Origin of the sequence: Microvirga sp. KLBC 81, from assembly GCF_003075415.1 — a bacterium.
Classification (GTDB): Bacteria; Pseudomonadota; Alphaproteobacteria; order Rhizobiales; family Beijerinckiaceae; genus Microvirga.
Genome location: NZ_QDAH01000009.1, coordinates 103,893 through 123,526, shown reverse-complemented (window position 1 = coordinate 123,526; position 19,634 = coordinate 103,893). Strand labels below are relative to the sequence as shown.

Annotated in this window: 19 protein-coding genes; 10 read left to right on the top strand and 9 right to left on the bottom strand. The window is 63.0% G+C overall.

All coding sequences use genetic code 11. The annotated features are described in order from the left end of the window. Positions 1-56 precede the first annotated feature (56 nt). The 5 genes from DC522_RS09205 to DC522_RS09185 are packed head-to-tail and all read left to right on the top strand — an operon-like array spanning position 57 to position 3,905. The gene (locus tag DC522_RS09205; RefSeq protein WP_165820101.1) at positions 57-1,835 is read left to right on the top strand and encodes a cytochrome c oxidase subunit I; all 1,779 of its coding nucleotides are present in this window, start codon (positions 57-59) and stop codon (positions 1,833-1,835) included. Then, the gene (locus tag DC522_RS09200; protein WP_116528396.1) at positions 1,828-2,532 is read left to right on the top strand and encodes a cytochrome c oxidase subunit 3; all 705 of its coding nucleotides are present in this window, start codon (positions 1,828-1,830) and stop codon (positions 2,530-2,532) included. Before DC522_RS09205 ends, DC522_RS09200 begins: the two co-directional genes overlap by 8 nt. A gap of 14 nt (positions 2,533-2,546) precedes the next feature. Then, positions 2,547-3,269: a heme-copper oxidase subunit III family protein gene (locus DC522_RS09195; protein ID WP_116528395.1), complete on the top strand. Its 723-nt coding sequence runs from the start codon at positions 2,547-2,549 to the stop codon at positions 3,267-3,269. Positions 3,270-3,279: 10 nt separating this feature from the next. Continuing rightward, positions 3,280-3,627, top strand: coding sequence for a cytochrome C oxidase subunit IV family protein (locus tag DC522_RS09190; RefSeq protein ID WP_116528394.1), 348 nt, complete (start codon positions 3,280-3,282; stop codon positions 3,625-3,627). A gap of 32 nt (positions 3,628-3,659) precedes the next feature. Continuing rightward, positions 3,660-3,905, top strand: a complete 246-nt coding sequence (locus tag DC522_RS09185) for a hypothetical protein (RefSeq protein WP_116528393.1) — start codon at positions 3,660-3,662, stop codon at positions 3,903-3,905. A 22-nt stretch (positions 3,906-3,927) separates the two neighbouring features. On the opposite strand, the gene DC522_RS09180 is transcribed toward DC522_RS09185, so the two are convergent. The 6 genes from DC522_RS09180 to DC522_RS09155 all read right to left on the bottom strand — a co-directional run bounded on the left by DC522_RS09180 (position 3,928) and on the right by DC522_RS09155 (position 10,186). Beyond that, positions 3,928-4,914, bottom strand: coding sequence for a 2-hydroxyacid dehydrogenase (locus DC522_RS09180; protein ID WP_116528392.1), 987 nt, complete (start codon positions 4,912-4,914; stop codon positions 3,928-3,930). A gap of 39 nt (positions 4,915-4,953) precedes the next feature. Then, positions 4,954-5,670 carry a ribonuclease activity regulator RraA gene (locus DC522_RS09175; protein WP_116528391.1) on the bottom strand — a complete coding sequence of 239 codons (717 nt, stop codon included), beginning with the start codon at positions 5,668-5,670 and terminating at the stop codon, positions 4,954-4,956. A gap of 18 nt (positions 5,671-5,688) precedes the next feature. Continuing rightward, a complete protein-coding gene (gene araD / locus DC522_RS09170) occupies positions 5,689-7,425 on the bottom strand; it encodes an L-arabinonate dehydratase (RefSeq protein ID WP_116528390.1) in 1,737 nt (578 codons plus the stop codon). 51 nt (positions 7,426-7,476) lie between these two features. Continuing rightward, a complete protein-coding gene (locus DC522_RS09165) occupies positions 7,477-8,340 on the bottom strand; it encodes an ABC transporter permease (protein WP_116528446.1) in 864 nt (287 codons plus the stop codon). An 11-nt stretch (positions 8,341-8,351) separates the two neighbouring features. Then, positions 8,352-9,113 carry an ABC transporter ATP-binding protein gene (locus DC522_RS09160; RefSeq protein WP_116528389.1) on the bottom strand — a complete coding sequence of 254 codons (762 nt, stop codon included), beginning with the start codon at positions 9,111-9,113 and terminating at the stop codon, positions 8,352-8,354. A 65-nt stretch (positions 9,114-9,178) separates the two neighbouring features. Continuing rightward, the gene (locus DC522_RS09155; protein ID WP_165820109.1) at positions 9,179-10,186 is read right to left on the bottom strand and encodes an ABC transporter substrate-binding protein; all 1,008 of its coding nucleotides are present in this window, start codon (positions 10,184-10,186) and stop codon (positions 9,179-9,181) included. 154 nt (positions 10,187-10,340) lie between these two features. On the opposite strand from DC522_RS09155, the gene DC522_RS09150 reads away from it, so the two are divergent. The 5 genes from DC522_RS09150 (at position 10,341) to DC522_RS09130 (ending at position 17,666) form a co-directional block, all read left to right on the top strand. Next, positions 10,341-11,063: a GntR family transcriptional regulator gene (locus tag DC522_RS09150; protein WP_116528387.1), complete on the top strand. Its 723-nt coding sequence runs from the start codon at positions 10,341-10,343 to the stop codon at positions 11,061-11,063. Between the two features lie 237 nt (positions 11,064-11,300). Beyond that, a complete protein-coding gene (gene acnA / locus DC522_RS09145) occupies positions 11,301-14,006 on the top strand; it encodes an aconitate hydratase AcnA (RefSeq protein WP_116528445.1) in 2,706 nt (901 codons plus the stop codon). Between the two features lie 55 nt (positions 14,007-14,061). Continuing rightward, a complete protein-coding gene (locus DC522_RS09140) occupies positions 14,062-15,027 on the top strand; it encodes a tripartite tricarboxylate transporter substrate binding protein (protein ID WP_116528386.1) in 966 nt (321 codons plus the stop codon). Positions 15,028-15,204: 177 nt separating this feature from the next. Further along, on the top strand, positions 15,205-16,083 hold the full coding sequence (locus DC522_RS09135) for a GntR family transcriptional regulator (protein ID WP_116528385.1): 879 nt from the start codon (positions 15,205-15,207) through the stop codon (positions 16,081-16,083). A gap of 221 nt (positions 16,084-16,304) precedes the next feature. Next, on the top strand, positions 16,305-17,666 hold the full coding sequence (locus tag DC522_RS09130; RefSeq protein WP_116528384.1) for an NAD(P)/FAD-dependent oxidoreductase: 1,362 nt from the start codon (positions 16,305-16,307) through the stop codon (positions 17,664-17,666). Positions 17,667-17,843: 177 nt separating this feature from the next. On the opposite strand, the gene DC522_RS09125 is transcribed toward DC522_RS09130, so the two are convergent. The 3 genes from DC522_RS09125 to DC522_RS09120 form a co-directional block, all read right to left on the bottom strand. Then, the gene (locus tag DC522_RS09125) at positions 17,844-18,089 is read right to left on the bottom strand and encodes a hypothetical protein (protein ID WP_116528383.1); all 246 of its coding nucleotides are present in this window, start codon (positions 18,087-18,089) and stop codon (positions 17,844-17,846) included. Between the two features lie 146 nt (positions 18,090-18,235). Further along, a complete protein-coding gene (locus tag DC522_RS36830) occupies positions 18,236-18,364 on the bottom strand; it encodes a hypothetical protein (protein WP_256369844.1) in 129 nt (42 codons plus the stop codon). Positions 18,365-18,507: 143 nt separating this feature from the next. Further along, positions 18,508-19,521 carry a magnesium and cobalt transport protein CorA gene (locus DC522_RS09120; protein WP_116528444.1) on the bottom strand — a complete coding sequence of 338 codons (1,014 nt, stop codon included), beginning with the start codon at positions 19,519-19,521 and terminating at the stop codon, positions 18,508-18,510. Positions 19,522-19,634 lie beyond the last annotated feature (113 nt).

Here is a 19,634-nt window from a genome sequence, read left to right as displayed (position 1 = left end):
CAACCGTCGGCATTCGACGGACGGGGGCAGAGGAAACGGTCAGGGAGAGGATCCTGATGGTTGACGTCCCACTCGGTCACATCGGACCGGCGCATGCGGCCGATGTCGACGATGTCGAGCTCTATCACCCGCATAGCTGGGTGACGAAATACGTCTTCAGCCAGGACGCGAAGATCATCGCCATCCAATATTCCGCCACGGCTCTGACGGTTGGCCTCATCGCCCTCGTGCTGTCGTGGCTGATGCGCCTGCAACTTGGCTTCCCGGGCGTCTTCTCCTTCATCGATGCCAATGCCTATTACCAGTTCATCACCATGCACGGCATGATGATGGTGGTCTATGTGCTGACCGCCCTCTTCCTCGGCGGCTTCGGCAATTACCTCATCCCCCTGATGGTCGGCGCGCGCGACATGGTGTTTCCCTATGTCAACATGCTGAGCTTCTGGATCTATCTGCTCGCCGTGCTGATCCTGGTCGCCAGCTTCTTCGCGCCGGGCGGGCCCACGGGCGCGGGCTGGACGCTCTATCCGCCGCAGGCCATTCTTTCGGGCACGCCGGGAGGACAGGACTGGGGCATCATCCTGATGCTCGTGTCGCTGATCGTCTTCATCATCGGCTTCACCATGGGCGGCCTGAATTATGTGGTGACCGTGCTGCAGGCGCGGGCGCGCGGCATGACGCTGATGCGCATGCCCCTGACCGTGTGGGGGATCTTCACCGCGAGCTTCATGGCGCTCCTCGCCTTCCCGGCTCTCTTCGTCGGCGCCGTGATGATGCTGTTCGACAGGACTCTCGGCACCAGCTTCTTCATGCCGGCCATCGTCGAGATGGGCCAGACCCTGGATCGCAGCGGCGGCAGCCCGATCCTCTTCCAGCACCTCTTCTGGTTCTTCGGCCATCCGGAGGTCTATATCGTCGCCCTGCCGGCGTTCGGTATCGTGTCCGATCTCATCAGCACTCACGCGCGGCGCAACATCTTCGGTTACCGCATGATGGTCTGGGCGCTGCTGGCCATCGGCGCTCTCAGCTTCATCGTCTGGGCGCACCACATGTATGTGAGCGGCATGAACCCCTACTTCGGGTTCTTCTTCGCCACGACGACGCTCATCATCGCCATCCCGACGGCGATCAAGGTCTATAACTGGGTCCTGACCCTCTGGCGCGGGGACATCCACCTCACCGTCCCCATGCTGTTTGCCCTCGCCTTCATCGTCACCTTCGTGAATGGAGGGCTCACGGGCCTCTTCCTCGGCAATGTCGTCGTGGACGTTCCGCTCTCCGACACGATGTTCGTGGTCGCCCACTTCCACATGGTCATGGGCGTCGCGCCGATCCTCGTGATCTTCGGGGCGATCTATCACTGGTACCCGAAGATCACGGGACGCATGATGAACGATCCGCTCGGAAAGCTCCATTTCTGGGTCACGTTTCTTGGCGCCTACGCGATCTTCTTCCCCATGCATTATCTCGGCCTGATGGGCGTTCCGCGCCGCTATCACGAGATCGGCGACATGGCCTTCGTCCCGGCTTCGGCCCATACGCTCAACGCCTTCATCACCATCGTGGCGCTGATCGTCGGCGCGGTCCAACTCGTGTTCGTCTTCAACCTGTTCTGGAGCCTGCGCTACGGAAGGCCCTCCGGCGGCAATCCCTGGAGGGCGACGACGCTCGAATGGCAAACCCCCGAAACACCGCCTCCGCACGGCAATTGGGGCGCGAGGCTGCCGGTGGTCTACCGCTGGGCCTATGATTACAGCGTGCCGGGCGCGGCCGAGGATTTCCTGCCGCAGAACCAGCCAAGCGCACAGCCAACGTCGGGAACGATCCATGGGTAGCATCCTCGTTTTCCTGACTGCACTGCTCATCATTGCCACATGGTGGCTCTCGCGGCAGGGCCTGATGTCGAAACCCTGGCTCGAACAGGGCGTTGCCGTCGACTGGCCAGCGGCCAGAAGCACGTCTTCATCTGCCGCGAAGGTCGGCCTCGGCGTCTTTCTGGCCGTGATCGGCTCGCTCTTCGCTCTCTTTATCAGCGCCTATGCGATCCGGATGCAGATGCCGGATTGGCGCGCGCTGCCGCTTCCGAGGATCCTATGGCTGAACACGGGAATGCTCGTCTTGAGCAGCGTCGCATTGCATGGAGCACGAAAGGCGGCCCGCCGGGGAGAGGACGTCGAGTTGAGGCTCGGTCTTCTCGCGGCCGGCGTGACGGCTCTGGCCTTCCTGTCCGGCCAGCTTCTGGCCTGGCGGCAGCTGACGGCCGATGGCTATCTCCTGGCGTCCAACTCGGCCAACGCGTTTTTCTATGTGCTGACGGGGATCCATGGCCTGCATCTCCTAGGCGGCCTGATCGCCCTGGGAAGAACCATCGCGAGGGCGTGGCGAGGCATCGCGCCGGAGCGTCTGCAGCTCAGCGTGGAGCTGTGCGCCACCTACTGGCACTTCCTGCTGTTCGTCTGGCTGGTTCTTTTGAGCGTCCTGACCGGCTGGGCCGGGGATGTGATCGATATCTGCCGGCAGCTGCTGACGTGAGAGGAGCTCTGGTGATGGCGGAGCACACGATTTCCCACTTCGAAACAACCCACACCGACAGCTCCGGCCTGCGCAGCATCGCGACCGATTTTTCCTCCGACAGGAGCGCGTTCAAGAACGTGTCCTGGGGCAAGGCGATGATGTGGATCTTCCTGCTGAGCGACACCTTCGTCTTCAGCAGCTTCCTCATTGCCTACATGACGGCGAGGATGTCGACGACGGTGCCGTGGCCCAACGCCAGCGAGGTCTTTGCGCTCACCATCGGCGGCGCGACGCTGCCGCTGATCCTGATCGCCATCATGACCTTCGTCCTGATCAGCAGCAGCGGAACCATGGCGATGGCGGTGAATTTCGCCTACCGCCGCGACCGCCGGAAGACCGCAGCCCTGATGCTCCTGACGGCGCTCCTGGGCGCCACCTTCGTCGGCATGCAGGCTTTCGAATGGACCAAGCTGATTCATGAGGGCGTGCGGCCCTGGACCAATCCGTGGGGAGCGGCTCAGTTCGGCTCCACCTTCTTCATGATCACGGGCTTTCACGGCACGCACGTGACCTTCGGCGTGATCTTCCTTCTCATCGTCGCCAGAAAAGTCTGGCGCGGCGATTTCGATCACGAGCGAAAGGGATTCTTCACCAGCCGCAAGGGCAATTATGAGGCCGTCGAGATCATGGGCCTCTACTGGCACTTCGTCGATCTGGTATGGGTCTTCATCTTCGCCTTTTTCTATCTCTGGTAAGAGGCCGGTCATGGCACAGGCGGCGGCACATTCTTCCACCCACGCGCACGGACAGCAGCATCCGATCAAGCTCTACCTCGTGGTCTGGGTGTGGCTGTTCATCCTGAGCGCCTGCTCGTACCTGGTCGATTACTTCCAGCTCGAGGGTCTCCTCAGATATTCCCTCATCCTCCTGTTCATGCTGCTCAAGGCGGGGCTCATCGTCGCCGTGTTCATGCACATGGCCTGGGAACGTCTGTCGCTCGTCTATGCCATCCTGGTGCCGATGAGCGCCGTGCTGGTCTTCGTCGGCATCATGGTGCTCGAAGCGGACTACACGCTTTTCTCGCGCATCTCGTTCTTTGCACCCGGTCAGTGAGCCTTGTATGAGTTAAGAGCAGGGATAGTTCCATGGAATCGGGCTTTCTCCTCACCTGGATCGGCGCATTGCTCATCATCGCAGGCGTGCTCTACGGAGCCGCTCAAGCTCTTTGGCCAGGACGATTGAGCGACGCAAGGCCAGGCGGGAGGACCGGGACGAAAGCCAGTCTGGAGCCGAGACAGAGCCCGAAAGCGTTCAGCTTCAAGACCCATTGGCCTGCCTTCGCCCTGATCCTCATCGGCAGCATTCTCATCTTTACGGAGACCGCATTCTGACCATCGGTGCTCGGCTGAGGTTTTACGCTGTCGATCCGAGCACGATCTCGTTCTGCAGCGGTCGCCCGTCGAAGAAGGCATCGATGTTCGACAGAACCGAGTCCATCTTGCCCACGAACGAGTCCCAGGTTCCTGCCGCGATGTGAGGCGTCAGAACCGTGTTGGGCAGCGTGGCGAGCGGGTGATCAGCCGGCATCGGTTCCGTTTCGAACACGTCGATGCCAGCGGCGCCGGGTCGGCCCATCTTCAAGGCCTCCACAAGAGCCGCCTCATTCACGATCCCGCCGCGTGCGGTGTTGATGAGGATGGAGTTCGGTTTCATCAGGGCGAGCTCGTCCCGCCCGATGAGGTTGCGGGTTTCCGAGGTCAGCGGCAGATGAAGGGTGACGAAATCGGCCTCGCGCAAGATACGCTCCAAAGATGCCGGCTCGAGCCCCAGCGCCGCTTCGCGCTCAGGCGGCAGGCGCACATTCGGATCGGAATAGAGCCCCCGGGTCTGGAATCCTCTGAAACGCTCGGCCGCGGCCTGGCCGATGCGGCCCATGCCGACATATCCCACTGTTTTGCCAGCAAGTTCGATGGAAACTGGGCGCAGTCTGTTGGCATGCCATTGCCCGCGCCGCAGTTCCGGATCGGCGAATGTCAGCCGCCTTGCCGCCGCAAGGGCGAGCATCACGGCATGCTCGGCAACGCCGATGGTGCCGGCCGTACTGACCGCGAGGCGGATGCCGCGCTCGACCAGAGCCGGGACATCGACCGTATCGTGGTAGCCGACGCCCTGGTGCTGGACGAAGCGCAATCGGGGAGCAGCCTCGATGGTTCTGCGCGTCAGCGGCGTTGCGGCGGCAATGATCGCTTCGCAGTCCCGGACCTTGGCGACGCGCTCCTCGTCGTCGTCCGCCTCCAGGAGCACCAGCTCCAGGGACGGGGATTTCAGTCGTTGCATCAACGCGTAGATCTCGGGCGTGCCGAGGCTGTTGTAGAAGACCTTGACGGCTGAAGACGCCATGCTTGCGTGCCCCTGGAGTGATGAATCAAGAGACGCCGATCAGCGCCGGTTGGCTTCGCGCCATGCGGCGAAATCGGTCAGCGTCTGCGGATCCGTCGCAGGATAGAGGCCGAGAATCGAGCGGCCTTTCAGCACCTCCTCCTGAACGAAATCCTCGAACGCCGTCATCTCGACGGCTTCGTTCGCGATCTCGTCAGCCAGATGCGCCGGGATCACCACCACGCCCTCGCCGTCGCCGACCACCACGTCCCCCGGCCAGACCGGCACGTCGCCGCAGCCGATCGGCACGTTGATGTCGAGCGCCTGATGATGCGTGAGGTTGGTGGGAGCCGAAGGACGGTTGTGGTAGGCCGGGATGTCGAGACGTGCGATCTCAGGCGAGTCACGGAAGCCGCCATCGGTGACGACGCCCGCCACGCCGCGTTTCATGAGGCGAGAGACCAGGATGCCGCCGGCGGATGCCGCGCGCGCATCCTTGCGGCTGTCGATGACCATGACCGCACCGGGAGGGCATTCCTCAACCGCTTTGCGTTGCGGGTGAGCGCGATCCTGAAACACGCTGATCGGGTTCAGATCCTCACGCGCCGGGATGTAGCGCAGGGTGAAGGCCTCGCCCACCATGTTGCCGAGGTTCGGGTTGAGCGGGCGCACATCCTGGATGAACTGGTTGCGCAGGCCGCGCTTGTAGAGGGCCGTGCAGAGCGTCGCGGTGCTGACGGTTTTCAGCTTCTCGCGGGTTTCGGGCTGAAGTGCCATGATGGTTGTCTCCAATCGTCAGAAGATGGCGGGCTCGCCCACGGGCGCGCCGAAGCTCGTTTCCAGGAAGTCGAAGTCGCAGCCCTCGTGGGCCTGCTTGATGTGGCGCGTGAACATCCAGCCATAGCCGCGCTCGTAGCGAGGCTCAGGTCTCACCCAGACGGCACGGCGGCGCTCCAGTTCCTCGGCCGGTACGTCGAGATCGATCGTGCGAGCGGCGACGTCGAGCGAGATCATGTCGCCGTTCCGCACCAGGGCCAAAGGCCCGCCCACATAGGCCTCGGGCGACACATGCAGGATGCACGCGCCATAGCTCGTCCCGCTCATGCGCGCATCCGACAGGCGCACCATGTCGCGCACGCCCTGCTTCACGAGCTTCTTCGGGATCGGCAGCATGCCCCATTCCGGCATGCCCGGCCCGCCCTGGGGGCCGGCATTGCGCAGGATGAGGACGTGATCGGCCGTGACATCCAGGTTCTCGTCCTCGATAGCGGCCTTCATGGAAGGATAATCGTCGAACACCAGCGCCGGACCCGTATGCTTCAGGAAGCGCGGATCGCAGGCGCTCGGCTTGATCACGCAGCCGTCGGGCGCGAGATTGCCTTTGAGCACTGCGAGCGCGCCCTCGGCATAGATCGGGTTGTCGACGGTCCGGATGACATCGTCATTGTAGACTTCTGCCCGCGAGATGTTCTCGCCCAATGTCCGGCCGTTCACGGTGAGAACGTCGAGATGGAGGTGATCCCTGATGCGGGTCATCAGTGCGGGCAGGCCGCCCGCATAGAAGAAATCCTCCATCAGGTATTTGTCGCCGCTCGGGCGGATATTGGCGATGACCGGGACCTTGCGGCTCGCGGCCTCGAAATCACCAAGCCCGATATCCTGCCCGGCGCGACGCGCCTGCGCGATGAGGTGGATGATGGCATTGGTGGAGCAGCCCATGGCCATCGCGACCGCGATGCCGTTCAGGAACGCTTCACGGATCTGCACCTTGTTCGGCGTCAGATCCTCCCAGACCATCTCGACGATGCGCCGACCGCATTCGGCGCTCATGCGGATATGGTTGGCATCCGCGGCCGGAATGGAGGAAGCGCCCGGCAGCGTCATGCCGATGGCTTCTGCGATCGCCATCATCGTGCTGGCGGTGCCCATGGTCATGCAGGTGCCGTAGCTGCGGGCAATGCCGGCTTCCATGTTGAGCCAATCCGCATCGGAGATCGTACCGGCGCGGCGCTCGTCCCAATATTTCCAGGCGTCGGAACCGGAGCCGAGAATCTTGCCCTTCCAGTTGCCGCGCAGCATCGGACCGGCGGGCAGATAGATGGCAGGCAGTCCCGCACTCGTGGCCCCGAGCAGCAGGGCGGGCGTGGTCTTGTCGCAGCCGCCCATGAGCACCACGCCGTCCACGGGATGGGAGCGCAGCAGCTCCTCCACATCCATGGCGAGCAGGTTGCGGTAGAGCATGGTTGTCGGCTTCACATATTGCTCTGCCAGAGAGATGCCGGGCAGCTCGATCGGGAAACCGCCGGCCTGCAGCACACCGCGCTTCACGTCATCGACGCGCTGCTTGAAATGGGCGTGGCAGGGATTGATGTCGGACCAGGTGTTGAGGATGGCGATGACGGGACGTCCGGCCCAATCCTCGGGGGCGTAGCCCATCTGCATCATGCGGGAGCGGTGGCCGAAGCCGCGCAGATCATCGGGCGCGAACCAGCGTGCGCTGCGCAGCGCATCGGGTGTCTTCTTGGGCGACATGGATGGATACCTGTTGAATGGATCGGGATGGGTGGAAGCCTAAGCGAAAGCTCAGCTCTGGAGCCCCCATTTCCGAATGGTCTTGCGCTCGATGGTCCTGAAGATCAGGTTCTCGACGACGAGGCCGATGGTGATGACGGTGAGCAGCCCCGCGAAGACGGACGGGATGTCGAGCAGGTTGCGGTTCTCGAAGATGAACCAGCCAAGACCGCCCTGCCCCGACGACACGCCGAACACGAGTTCCGCCGCGATCAGGGTACGCCAGGCAAAGGCCCAGCCGATCTTCAATCCGGTGAGGATCGACGGGAAGGCCGCCGGAACCAGGATCTTGAACACGTAGGACAGACCCTTGAGTCCGTAGTTGCGCCCCACCATGCGCAAGGTCTGCGACACGCCGAGGAAGCCCGAATGGGTGTTGAGCGCCACGGCCCAGAGCACGGAGTGAATGAGAACGAAGACGAGGCTGCCGTTGCCGAGGCCGAACCAGATCAGCGCAAGCGGCAGAAGCGCGATCGCCGGCAGCGGGTTGAACATTGCCGTCATCGTCTCGAGGAAATCCGTGCCGATGCGCGTGTTGATGGCAAGGATCGTCAGAATCGACGCGATGGTGACGCCGGAGGCGTAGCCCATCAGCAGAACCTTCAGCGACGTCCAGGCGCGTTGCGGGATGGTGCCATCCGCAACCCGGTCAACCATGGTGGACAGGGTGTCGAGAAGGGTCGGGAAGAGAAGCGGGTTGTCGAGATAGCGTCCGTAGATTTCCCAGACGATCCCGAGGAAGATGATGATGGCTGTCTTGCGGACGAAGCCATTGCCCCAGGCGAGCTCCAGGGCACTGAGCTTGCGCTCCACCTCACTCGTTGAAGCCTGCGCCGGCGTGGTCTCGGCGCGCATCACGATCTGTGCATTGCTCATGAGCGTCATCCTTAATGTGCGCCCTCTTCCGCGAAGAGGAGTTCGTGGATGTGTTTCTCGAGCTGGCCCGCGCTGCCGTCGGTCGGCGAGACGCGGTCCACGTCGTTCACCTCGGCCTTCACGCGGCCGGGATGAGGCGAGAGAAGCAGGATGCGATTGCCGATCTTGATCGCTTCCGCTATCGAGTGGGTGACGAAGAGCACGGTGAACTTCGTGTCCTCCCACAATTGCAAGAGCTCATCCTGACAGGTGCGACGGGTGAGCGCGTCGAGCGCCGCGAACGGCTCGTCCATCAGCAGGATATCAGGCTCCATCGCCATGCCGCGGGCAATCGCCACGCGCTGCTTCATGCCGCCCGAGAGGGTGTGCGGATAGGCATTGATGGCGCGCGTGAGATTGACTTTCTCGATATAGGCCTTTGCCCTGTCCTCAGCCTCCTTGCGCGGCAGCTTGCGTGCCACGAGAAGCGGGAACATCACGTTCTCCAGCACCGTCTTCCACGGCAGAAGCTGGTCGAATTCCTGAAACACCATCATCCGGTCCGCCCCGGGCTCCGTGACCTCGCGGCCCTTGATGCGGATCTTGCCTTCACTCGGATTCAAATAGCCGCCGACGGCCTTGAGAAGCGTGGACTTGCCGCAGCCGGAGGGTCCCAGCAGAACGAAACGGTCCGATTGATTGACCTGAAAGCTGACCCTGTCGGTCGCCGTCACGAGAACGCTGGGCGTCTTGTAGCGCAGCGTCACGCCACTGACATCGAGAAGAGCGGACATGAATGAAGACCTGAAATGAAATGGTGGTGGCGCGCCCCGCCGCGTCGCGGGGCGCACGGGCTCAATCAGTTGCCGTTCAGATCATGCGCGATCGGCAGGTAGAAATCCTTCCAGGACGAGGGCTTCGTCTTGAGCGTGCCGATCTTGTGGAGGTGCTCGGCGAACTTCATCGTGCCCTGCGGCTGAAGATTCCATTCCATCATGCCGGGCTCCTTGAGCCACGCGAGCAGATCCTCGGCGCTCGTCTTGTCGCCGGTGATCTCCTTGTAGATGTCGACTGCGGCCTTCGTATCCTTGCGGATGAAGTCCTGCGCCTCCTTCGATGCGGCGCGAACCGCCTCGATCACCTTCGGATTGGCATCTGCGAACTTGGTGGTGGTGAAGAACTGGCCCTGGGTCAGCGGCCCGCCGATGATGTCGGGCGATTGCAGGATGATGCGCGCATTCGGCACCGTCTTCATCTCGATGTACTGGAAGGGCGGCGCGGCAAAGTGGTTCTTCACCTCGTGCTGCGGGTTCGTCATGGCCGCGACGGCATCGGGATGGCCGAGCTGCACCGTATTGGCGTCGAGCTTCGACCATTGATCCGCGCCGAATTCCTTCGCGCTCGCCATCTGCAGCAGAATGGCCTGTGTCGAGACCTTCACGGTCGGCACCGCGATCTTGTCGCCAGGGCCGAAATCCTTCAGCGACTTGATCTTGGGGTCATGCGTCACGAGGGCCAGCGGCTGCGCGGACGTCGCCACGATTCCCTTCACGCCGCCTTTGGTGCGATCCCACAGGAGAAGCAGGTTGCCGACGCCGGTATTCACCATGTCGACGCCGCCGGACAGGAGCGCATCGGTCTGCGCACCGCCGCCGCTGAAGGTCACCCACTTGGTCTTGAGCTCGGCCAAGCCGAGACGCGCCGCGTGCTTCTCGATCAGCTGCTGCTTTTCGATGATATGGGTCGGCAAATAGAGGATGCCGGGCTGACGGGTGATGGAGATTTCGCTCTTCTGCTGAGCCTGGGCCGCGCCTGCCAGAGCAAGCAATCCGACGGCAGCCGCAATACCGGCGCCAAGGCGCCTCATCTGCTTCTTCATGGTGTTTCCTCAGAGTGGCCCCTCTTTGCGGGAGCTTCGGGATGATCCGGGACTTCCGTTCCGGCAACTCATACACTAATGCATTAGTGCACGGCTCGCAAGTGTGCTATATGAATTCAACGGACAAATCGGGTTGTTCAGGATGTCGCTGTCAAAATCAGCATTGAAACAACAAGCTCCCCTCCAAACCCCGGAGCGCCTGGAGCGTGGCCGTCAGGCGGCTCCTCAGGTTTTCGAGCGCTTGAGGGAGGCGATCCTGTCCCTGGAGCTGACGCCGGGCACCACCCTGTCGCGGACGACGCTTGCTGCGCAGTTCGGGGTCAGCTCCACGCCCATCCGTGACGCCCTGATGCGGCTCGAGGAGGAGGGCCTTGTGGATGTCTTTCCGCAGCATGCGACAGTGGTCAGCCCCATCGACCTGACGCTCGCTCAGCAGGCCCATTTCCTGCGGCGCTCCCTGGAGCTCGAGATCGTGCGCAGCCTGGCCCTGAACCCGGACACGAGGCTGGTCGCACGGCTCAAGGGGATCGTTGCACAGCAGCAGGCCCTGATGGAGGCCAACGACCTGCAGGCTTTCGAGGCCGCGGATCAGGAGTTTCACCGGCACCTTTATGAAGCTGCCCAGATGCATGATCTCTGGCTGCTCGTGCGCAGCCGCAGCGGGCATATCGACCGCCTTCGGCGCCTCTTCCTGCCAACCCCTGGCAAGATCGAGGGCATCGTGCGGCATCATAAGCTGATCGTGCAGGCCATCGCCGACGGCAAACCCGACGAGGCGCAGCAGCATCTGCGCGATCACCTCTCAGGCACCCTCTCCCATGTGGACGAGATCAGCGCACGCTATCCTGGTTACCTGAGGCGGTAGAGCAATCCCTTCTGGCAGGACCAGAGCCTTCAGGGATCCGCCCTTCACCGCTTCCGGGGCCATTGATCTCAACCGACGGGTTTGCGGTCCCCGAACTTGCTTTGCTGGGAGTCCCCGATCCCGCACAGGCTACCTTCAAGCCTGTGGGAGTTTGTACGGAGTGAGGCCCAAATCATTTTGTAAGCCTAAAATGCAAAACCATTTGCATTTATTGGCGACATTATGCAATATTGGGCCATGACCCATGAAACAGACACGCGAGAAGCTGCAGCAACCATTGCCACCGATGGGGGGCGGCATTGTATCGTCGATCTCCCCATGGCCGCTGGAGAGAGCCTTCAGCGGCTGCCGCATATCCTGCGGATCATGCTTGAGAATGTCCTGCGCAATGCGGGGGACGATGCCCCCAGGGCCAAGGATGCGATCCTGAATTGGCTGAGCAGCGGGCGCAGCGAGGAGGAGATCCCCTTCCTGCCCGGCCGTGTTCTGATGCACGACACCACCTGCGGGCCGGCTCTGGTGGATATCGCCGGCATGCGCGCATCGCTCGCGGAAGCAGGGCACGATCCGAGCCTGCTCAATCCCGTCCTGCCCGTGGATGTCTCCACGGACCATTCCGTCGCCGTCGACGTGTTCGGAACCTCCGATGCGCTGTTGCGCAACATGGAGCGCGAATTCGGGCGCAACGCCGAACGCTACCGCTTCATGAAATGGGCCACACGGGCTCTCACAGGCGTTCGCGTGCATCCGCCCGGCACAGGCATTATGCACACGCTCAATCTCGAGCGGCTGGCAAGCGTCGTGACCACATCCCGGCGCGATGGTGCGTCATGGGCAGTGCCGGATACGTTGATCGGCACGGACAGCCACACGCCGATGATCAACGGCATCGGCGTGCTCGGATGGGGCGTCGGCGGGCTTGAGGCGGAAAGCGTTTTCTTCGGCATGCCCGTGATGATCCGCGTGCCGGACATCATCGGCGTTCGCCTCACTGGACGCTTGAAGCAGGGCGTGCTCGCGACCGATCTGGCATTGACGGTGACGGAGCGCCTCCGGCGCATCGATCTGGCAGATCGCTTCGTCGAGTTTTATGGCGAGGGCGTTTCGACACTCTCCGCAGGCGACCGCGCCGTCATCGCCAACATGACGCCGGAATTCGGCGCCAATTCCGGATTCTTCCCCATCGATGAGCAGACGCTGCGTTATTTACGCGAAACAGGCCGCTCCGCCGAGCATGTCCGCTTCGTGGAAGAATATGCCAAGCGGCAGGGCCTCTGGTTCGATCCGAAAGCCCGCCCACGCTACACCGACACGATCGAGATCGATCTCGATGAAGTTGAGGTCAGCCTGGCAGGACCACGCCGTCCGCAGGACCGCATTTCAGCCGGAGCAACGGTCGAAGCGCTCGCTCCCATGCTCGCGGGCCGCCCGGTTTCTGATGGGCAACCTGGCCATGGTTCCGTTGCCATTGCGGCGATTACAAGCTGCACCAACACGTCCGATCCGAGACTGCTGGTTGCCGCAGGCCTCGTCGCCCGCAAGGCGCGCCGCTTCGGCCTCACGCCGCCTGCATGGGTGAAGACATCGCTGGCGCCCGGATCGCCGGCAGCCGAGCTTTATCTCCGCCGCGCCGGATTGCTGAAGGATCTCGAAGCGGTGGGCTTCGGCATCGTCGGCTATGGCTGCACCACCTGCATCGGCAATTCGGGTCCGTTGCCTGCGATCATCGAGCAGGCCATGACAGAATGGGGCATTCTTCCCGTCGCCGTTCTGTCCGGCAACCGCAACTTCCCGGGACGCGTTCATCCGCAGCTCGAAGCCGGTTTCCTGGCCTCGCCTCCGCTCGTCGTCGCCTTCGCGCTCGCAGGCGATGTGAACCGCAACATTCTCGTGGATCCGATCGGGCGTGCAGCATCGGGCGAAGAGATCAGGCTCGCCGATCTCTGGCCGAGCGGTGATGAGATCGATGCGGCTCTCAGCACGGCGATGAATGCCGGCGACTACGACGTCTCTTATGAAAGAGCCGAGGCCAGCGAGACATGGCGGGTGCTCGATGCTCCTGCCACCGATCTCTTCCCTTGGGATCCGGGCTCGACCTATATCCGCCGCCCGCCCTTCGCGGGTTTCGGCAAGGGCACGCTGCTGGGCACTTACGCGGCGCATCCGCTGCTCGTGCTGGGCGACGACATCACCACCGACCACATCTCACCCGCGGGGCAGATTCCACAGGTCGGTGAAGCCGCCGAGTATCTCGTCGAGCGCGGCGAAAACCGTCGCGACCTGAACGTCTTCGCATCCCGGCGCGGCAATTGGGAGGCGATGGTCCGAGGCCTGTTCACCAACAAGTCCGTCCGCAACTTGCTCGATCCACAGATCGCACCGGGCTTCACGCTCCATGCGGGATCGGGCGAGCACCTGCCTTTGTGGCGAGCCGCCGAGCGCTACGCGCGTAAAGGATCCTCCGTCGTCGTCGTGGCAGGCGAGCGCTATGGCATGGGTTCATCGCGGGATTGGGCTGCAAAAGGCGTAGCGCTTCTCGGGACACGCGCAGTCCTGGCCTCGAGCTTCGAGCGTATTCATCGCTCGAACCTGATCGGCATGGGCATTCTGCCCCTGCGCCTTCCGGCGGATCGGCATCCCGGCAATCTGCACCTGCGCCCTGGCGATCAGATCCTCATCGAAGCCGATCCCAACCGGATCAGCCCGCGCGGCCCTGTGCCTGTCACGATCCGGCGCGCATCGGGAACAAGTGAAACATTCATCGCCACCGCCGCCATCGAGACCGGGCTTGAGGTCGAGATCCTGCGCAACGGCGGCATCATCCCCCTCATCCTGCAGCGCGTCATCAACGCTGAAGCCACAAGCCGCGAGACGCCCGCACCAGAGTTCACCGGCAACGGTGAAAGGACTCGGCGAGAGGCTTCGCCGACCATCAGACGCTGAGCGGCAACATCCACTTTGCGTTCAACATCTCACGCAACCTTTAAGGGAGGAACTCGTGAGCCACTTCACCAAGACAATCCGCGGCGTTGCCGTTGCAGCTCTGACGCTCGTCGCCTCGTCGGCTTTCGCGCAGCAGGAACTCAAGATCATGGCTCCGGCGGGACCGGGCGGCGGCTGGGACTCGGCGGCCCGCTCCATTCAGCAGGTGCTCACGCAGACGGGTCTCGCCAAGAGCGTTCAGGTGACCAATGTCACGGGTGCCGGCGGAATGGTTGGTCTGGCCCAGTTCGTCAACCAGGCGAAGGGCGACCCGAGCCAGCTCATGGTCAACGGCATCACCATGGTCGGCGCGATCCTCACCAACAAGTCGCCGGTCACTCTCGATCAGGTGACCCCGATCGCGCGTCTCACCGGCGATCCGCTCGTGATTGTCGTGCCCGCCAACTCGCCGATCAAATCGGTCAAGGAGCTGGCCGATGCCGTGAAGGCCGATCCGGCGAAGGTCACCTGGGCCGGCGGTTCCGCAGGCGGCGCCGACCACATCCTCGCGGCGCTCTTCGCCAAGGCGGCAGGTTCCGATCCGTCGAAGGTCAACTACATCGCCTTCTCGGGGGGCGGCGAAGCCCTCGCGGCGATGCTCGGCGGGCGCGTGACGGCCGGCATCTCCGGTTACGGCGAGTTCGAGAGCCAGATCAAGGCCGGCAAGCTGCGGGCGCTTGCGATCTCGTCCGGCAAGCGGCTTGCGAACGCCGACGTTCCGACCCTCAAGGAGCAGGGCATGGATGTCGAAGTCGTGAACTGGCGCGCCATCATGGCCGGCCCGGGCATCACGGCCGACCAGAAGAAGGCTCTGACCGACACCATGGACAAGCTGGTCAAGTCCAAGGAATGGGCCGAGATCCTGAAGCAGAGGGGTTGGGAGGACTTCTATCTTGCCGGCGAACCCTTCACGGCCTTCCTCAAGGAAGAGCAGGTGCGTGTCGGCGACGTCCTGCGCTCGGTCGGGCTCGTGAAGTCCTGATGACAATCGGCTGGGAGATTGAGTCGACGATCTCCCAGCCACTCTCCTGCGAATTTCAAAGTGCGGTGCTATACCGGGCGGGAATCGCAGGAAAGAAGAGCTCCGTTTCCAGGGGCGAGGTCAGGTTTTTCGATGAGTGTCTCAGTCAGTGAACCCGCATCCGGGAACAAACGGGAAATGACCGAGGGGCTCGCCGCACAGATCCTGGAGCATATTCGCGGGTCCAGACTGGCGGTCGGAACGCACGTCACGGCACAGGAGCTCGCCGAACGCTTCAGCGTCTCCCGCTTTCCCATCGGCCAGGCTTTGCAGTTGCTCGCCACGAAAGGCGTCCTCACCCATGAGCGCAACCGGGGCTACTTCGTGTCGGAAGCCAAAGACGCTTCACCGGAAACACTGGGTCTCGTCGCAAGAGACGACACCTCCGACATCTATTTCAGGATCGCCGAGGATCATCTCCACGGTCGCCTGCCGGATCCAGCCTCCGAGGCCTATCTGAAGGAAACCTATGGGGCCACGAAGGCGCAACTGAACACCGTCTTGGGTCGGATCGCGCAGGAAGGCTGGGCCGAGCGCCGGCCTGGCTATGGCTGGTCCTTTTCGCCCATGCTCACCACGCCTGAAAGCCTGGAGCAAACCTACCGCGTCCGTCTGGCTCTTGAACCTGCCGCCCTGCTTGAGCCCACTTACCACCTTGATCCCGAGACGGCGGCGCGGTGCCGCGAGGCGGAGCTACGGCTTCTCGGCGGTGCCATCGAAACGGACAGTGCCGATGCGCTCCACGAACGAGGCGTGCGGTTCCACGAGGCGATCATCGGAGCGTCGGGCAACCCGTTTTTTCTCGAAGCCGTCCGGCGCATCAACCGCGTCCGCCGTTTGCTGTCATACCGCTCGATGATCGACCGCAAGCGCTATCGCCAGCAATGCGAAGAGCATCTCCAGATTCTCGATCTGCTGGAACGCGGCAAAAACGAGGAAGCCTCGCAGGCGCTGCGCCGCCACCTGGAGCACACCATCGAAAACCTTCAGGAGATCAGGCCTATCCTGGAGCGCTGAGCAGGACGGCCCGGATAGGAGAGGCCAGTAGTTGAAAGCGAAGAGCGATCGGACCATCCGCTTGTCCCAATCGTGTAGCCTTGTCTCTAAGGGAAGTGTGCGTCTGTGATTATCCCTGCAAAACCACTTCGATTGGGGAACATCCCTGATCGGCATCGATTGGCTGGCAGGCGAAACCCTCACGCGGGGCACCGCCCCAATGCAACGACAGCGAGAGCACCATGGCCGCCAACATGCCGAGGGTCGTGATCATCGGGGCTGGGTTCGGTGGATTGACGGTCGCACAGTCCCTGGCGGGCGCTCCGGTCGACGTGACCGTCGTCGACCGCCATAACTTCCATTATTTCCAGCCCCTGCTGTATCAGGTCGCCACCGCGGCCCTGTCGCCCGCGGACATCGCCTGGCCGATCCGGGGCATTCTCAGGCGGCAGACGAACGCCACTGTCCTGATGGCGAACGTGACGAGTGTCGATGTCGATGCGCGACTCGTCCATGTCGGATCCGTGACCATTCCTTACGATTATCTTGTCCTCGCCACAGGCGCGACGCACTCCTATTTCGGCCATCCGGAATGGACTTCTGTCGCACCGGGACTGAAGCAGATCGAGGATGCGACCGCCATCCGCCGCAGGATCCTGATGGCCTTCGAGAAGGCGGAATTGATGGAGGACGCGGCAGACCAGAAGCGTCTTCTCACCTTCGTGGTGGTGGGGGGCGGCCCTACAGGCGTCGAGATGGCCGGGGCCATTGCGGAAGTGGCGCATCATGCCCTGCCGGCCGAGTTCCGCCGGATTGATCCGCACGCCGCTCGGGTGATCCTCATTGAGGCCGGGCCCAGGCTCCTGCCCGCCTTTCCGGCCGACCTGTCAGATTATGCGCGGCAGGCGCTGGAACGGATGGGCGTAGAGGTCAGGACTTCGGCCCGGGTCATCAATTGTGATGAGCGTGGGGTCGACCTGGAGGATACACGGATCGAGGCTGGCACGATCGTATGGGCTGCGGGTGTCGTCGCTTCCCCGGCGGCCGAGTGGATCGGAGCCGAAAGGGATCGGGCCGGGCGGGCCAAGGTCGGCCCCGACCTGACAATCCCAGGCCGGCCGGAGATCTTCGCGATCGGGGATACTGCTGCAGTGGTGGATGCTGACGGAAAGGCGGCGCCCGGCATCGCGCCTGCCGCCAAGCAGATGGGGCGCTATGTGGCCGAGGTGATTACAGCGCGGACTTCGCACAGGACGCCGCCCGGTGCGTTCCGCTACCGGCACCAGGGTGACCTCGCCACGATCGGGCGCAAGGCGGCGGTGGTGCGGCTCGATCATGTTCACCTCAAAGGCTTCCTCGGTTGGTTGTTCTGGGGCTTCGCGCACATTTATTTTCTGATCGGATTGCGCAACCGGGCCGTGGTCGCGTTCAGCTGGTTCTGGAACTACCTGACCTACCAGCGCGGGGCGCGCCTCATCGTCGACAGCCCTGTGGAGCAGGAAGCCGCACAGGCGGAAAAGGTGCGGCCCCGGGCCTCTTCGGTCGAAGTGAGCCGCGAGCCCCGGAGCGACCAGGCGGCTCCGTCGGGCGCAGACTGGCGCTAGCGCATCGTGCGGACCCGAAGGGCCGCGTCAGCGAAAAGGGGATCCGGTTTTCCGCTCCCCAGAGGCGCTCCTCTAGGAAAGGACCATCGGATGAGCCCCAAAAGGGCAAGTCCACTTTTCACGCCCGAGGCTCTAGCCGACACCTGCCCGGGTCGAGGGTCGCCTGCCGATCCCTTTTCATTCGGGGTCTGTGCGGTAATCTCTGCGATGGAGCGCATCGAAGCCTCGATCGGTCAGTTCGATTGTCCCGGCGTCGGGTGTGGTCACGTATCCATTATGCTTCAACTCGGAAACAGCCACGGCGACAGCCGGATCCGTTCCGAAATGCGCGTCCAAGGTTGCCATGGTCATGCGAGCGCCGGGCTTCCGGTGTGTCTCACGCAAGAAGTCAAGGATCTCGCAGGCGGTCTCGCTGAGCTGCATCCCTCACCTCCTTTGATCCGTGCGTCATCCACTCAATTGGTGTCGAGTCTCTCCAAGACGAGGGGCAACTCCAGGAAGGCGTGAATCCGCCATCACCGCCCTGACACCGCAGCATGACGGCATCGTGATCCGCACCACTCCCTTGATCAGGCTCGCCCGCTGTTCGGCAGCGCGCCCCGCCATATCAAGTGTCCGATCCTGAACCCGATGACGTTGGTGCCGATGCGGGCGTAGGGCATGGTCAGAAAGATGCCGAGCAGGATGATCAGGATCACTTGGGGTATAGAGCCTCGGACCCGAAAAGCGGCCTTGGACTTCGGGATCGATCCGATGCTCTCTCTTTAAAGCGGTGCATCGTTGGGGGCGGAAACCGGGTCCCCTTTTCGCTGACGCGGACCTCCGGTTCCGCACGATGCGCTCACAGCCAGCGGTCCCGCCGGAAGCGCCAATACAACCATCCGCACACCGTTGCGATCATCAGCATCACGAACGGATAACCGTATCTCCAGTGCAACTCGGGCAGGATGTCGAAGTTCATGCCATAGATGCCGGCCACCGCCGTCGGCACCGCCAGGATCGCCGCCCAGGCTGCCAGCCTGCGCGTGATCTCGGTCTGCTGCGCCTGCCCTGTCATCAGGCTGGTCTCGAACGCAAACGCCAGCACCTCGCGCAAAGACTCGATCTCCTCCTGTACCCGGCGGATGTGGTCGGAGACGTCGCGGAACAGCGGCTGCATCGCAGCATCCACCCCCGGCAGACCCGGCTGTTCGAGGCGGCGGCAGACCTCCACCAGCGGGGCGGCGGCGTTACGCAGGCGCAGCAGATCCCGGCGGAGCTGGTAGATCCGTGTCATCTGATCCTGTAATGGGTTCGCGCCCAGGACGCTGTCCTCGATCTCCTCCACTTCCGCCTGGATGGTCTCGATGACCGGCATGTAGTTGTCGACGATGAAGTCGAGAATGGCATAGAGGATGAAGTCCTCGCCCTCTGAGAGCGCCTTGGGAGCCGCCTCGCAGCGTTCGCGCACGGGAGTATAAGACGTCGAGGCGCCGTGGCGGACGGAGACCACATAACCTTGTCCAACGAACAGATGGGTCTCGCCAAAGGCGATGCGCCCGTCCAGCATCTGGGCCGTGCGCGCAACGATGAAGAAGGCCTCGCCGTACTGTTCGAGCTTGGGCCGCTGGTGCGCCTTGAGGGCGTCCTCGATGGCAAGCTCGTGCAGGCCGAATTCCTGTTGGAGTCGCCGCAGGAGGTCCAAGCCGGGCTCGTGCAGGCCGATCCAGACTACGTGTCCGGGCTTGCGCGACCACTCGCCGGCTTCCTCGACGGCAATATCAGCCAAACGCCGACCACCCGCATAGGCGGCCGACGCGACCACTCCTGGTGGTTTTTCAGCCTGCGCTGCAACGAGCCTGAGAGAGTTCGCCATGATCAATCAACGCCCTTCAGCCCCACAGGGTGCCGCCGTGGAGGAGCCGACACCCCACCTCTCCCCAAGGGCAACTCTGTGCCGCAGAGCTACGTCAGGCCACGAAGACGCCG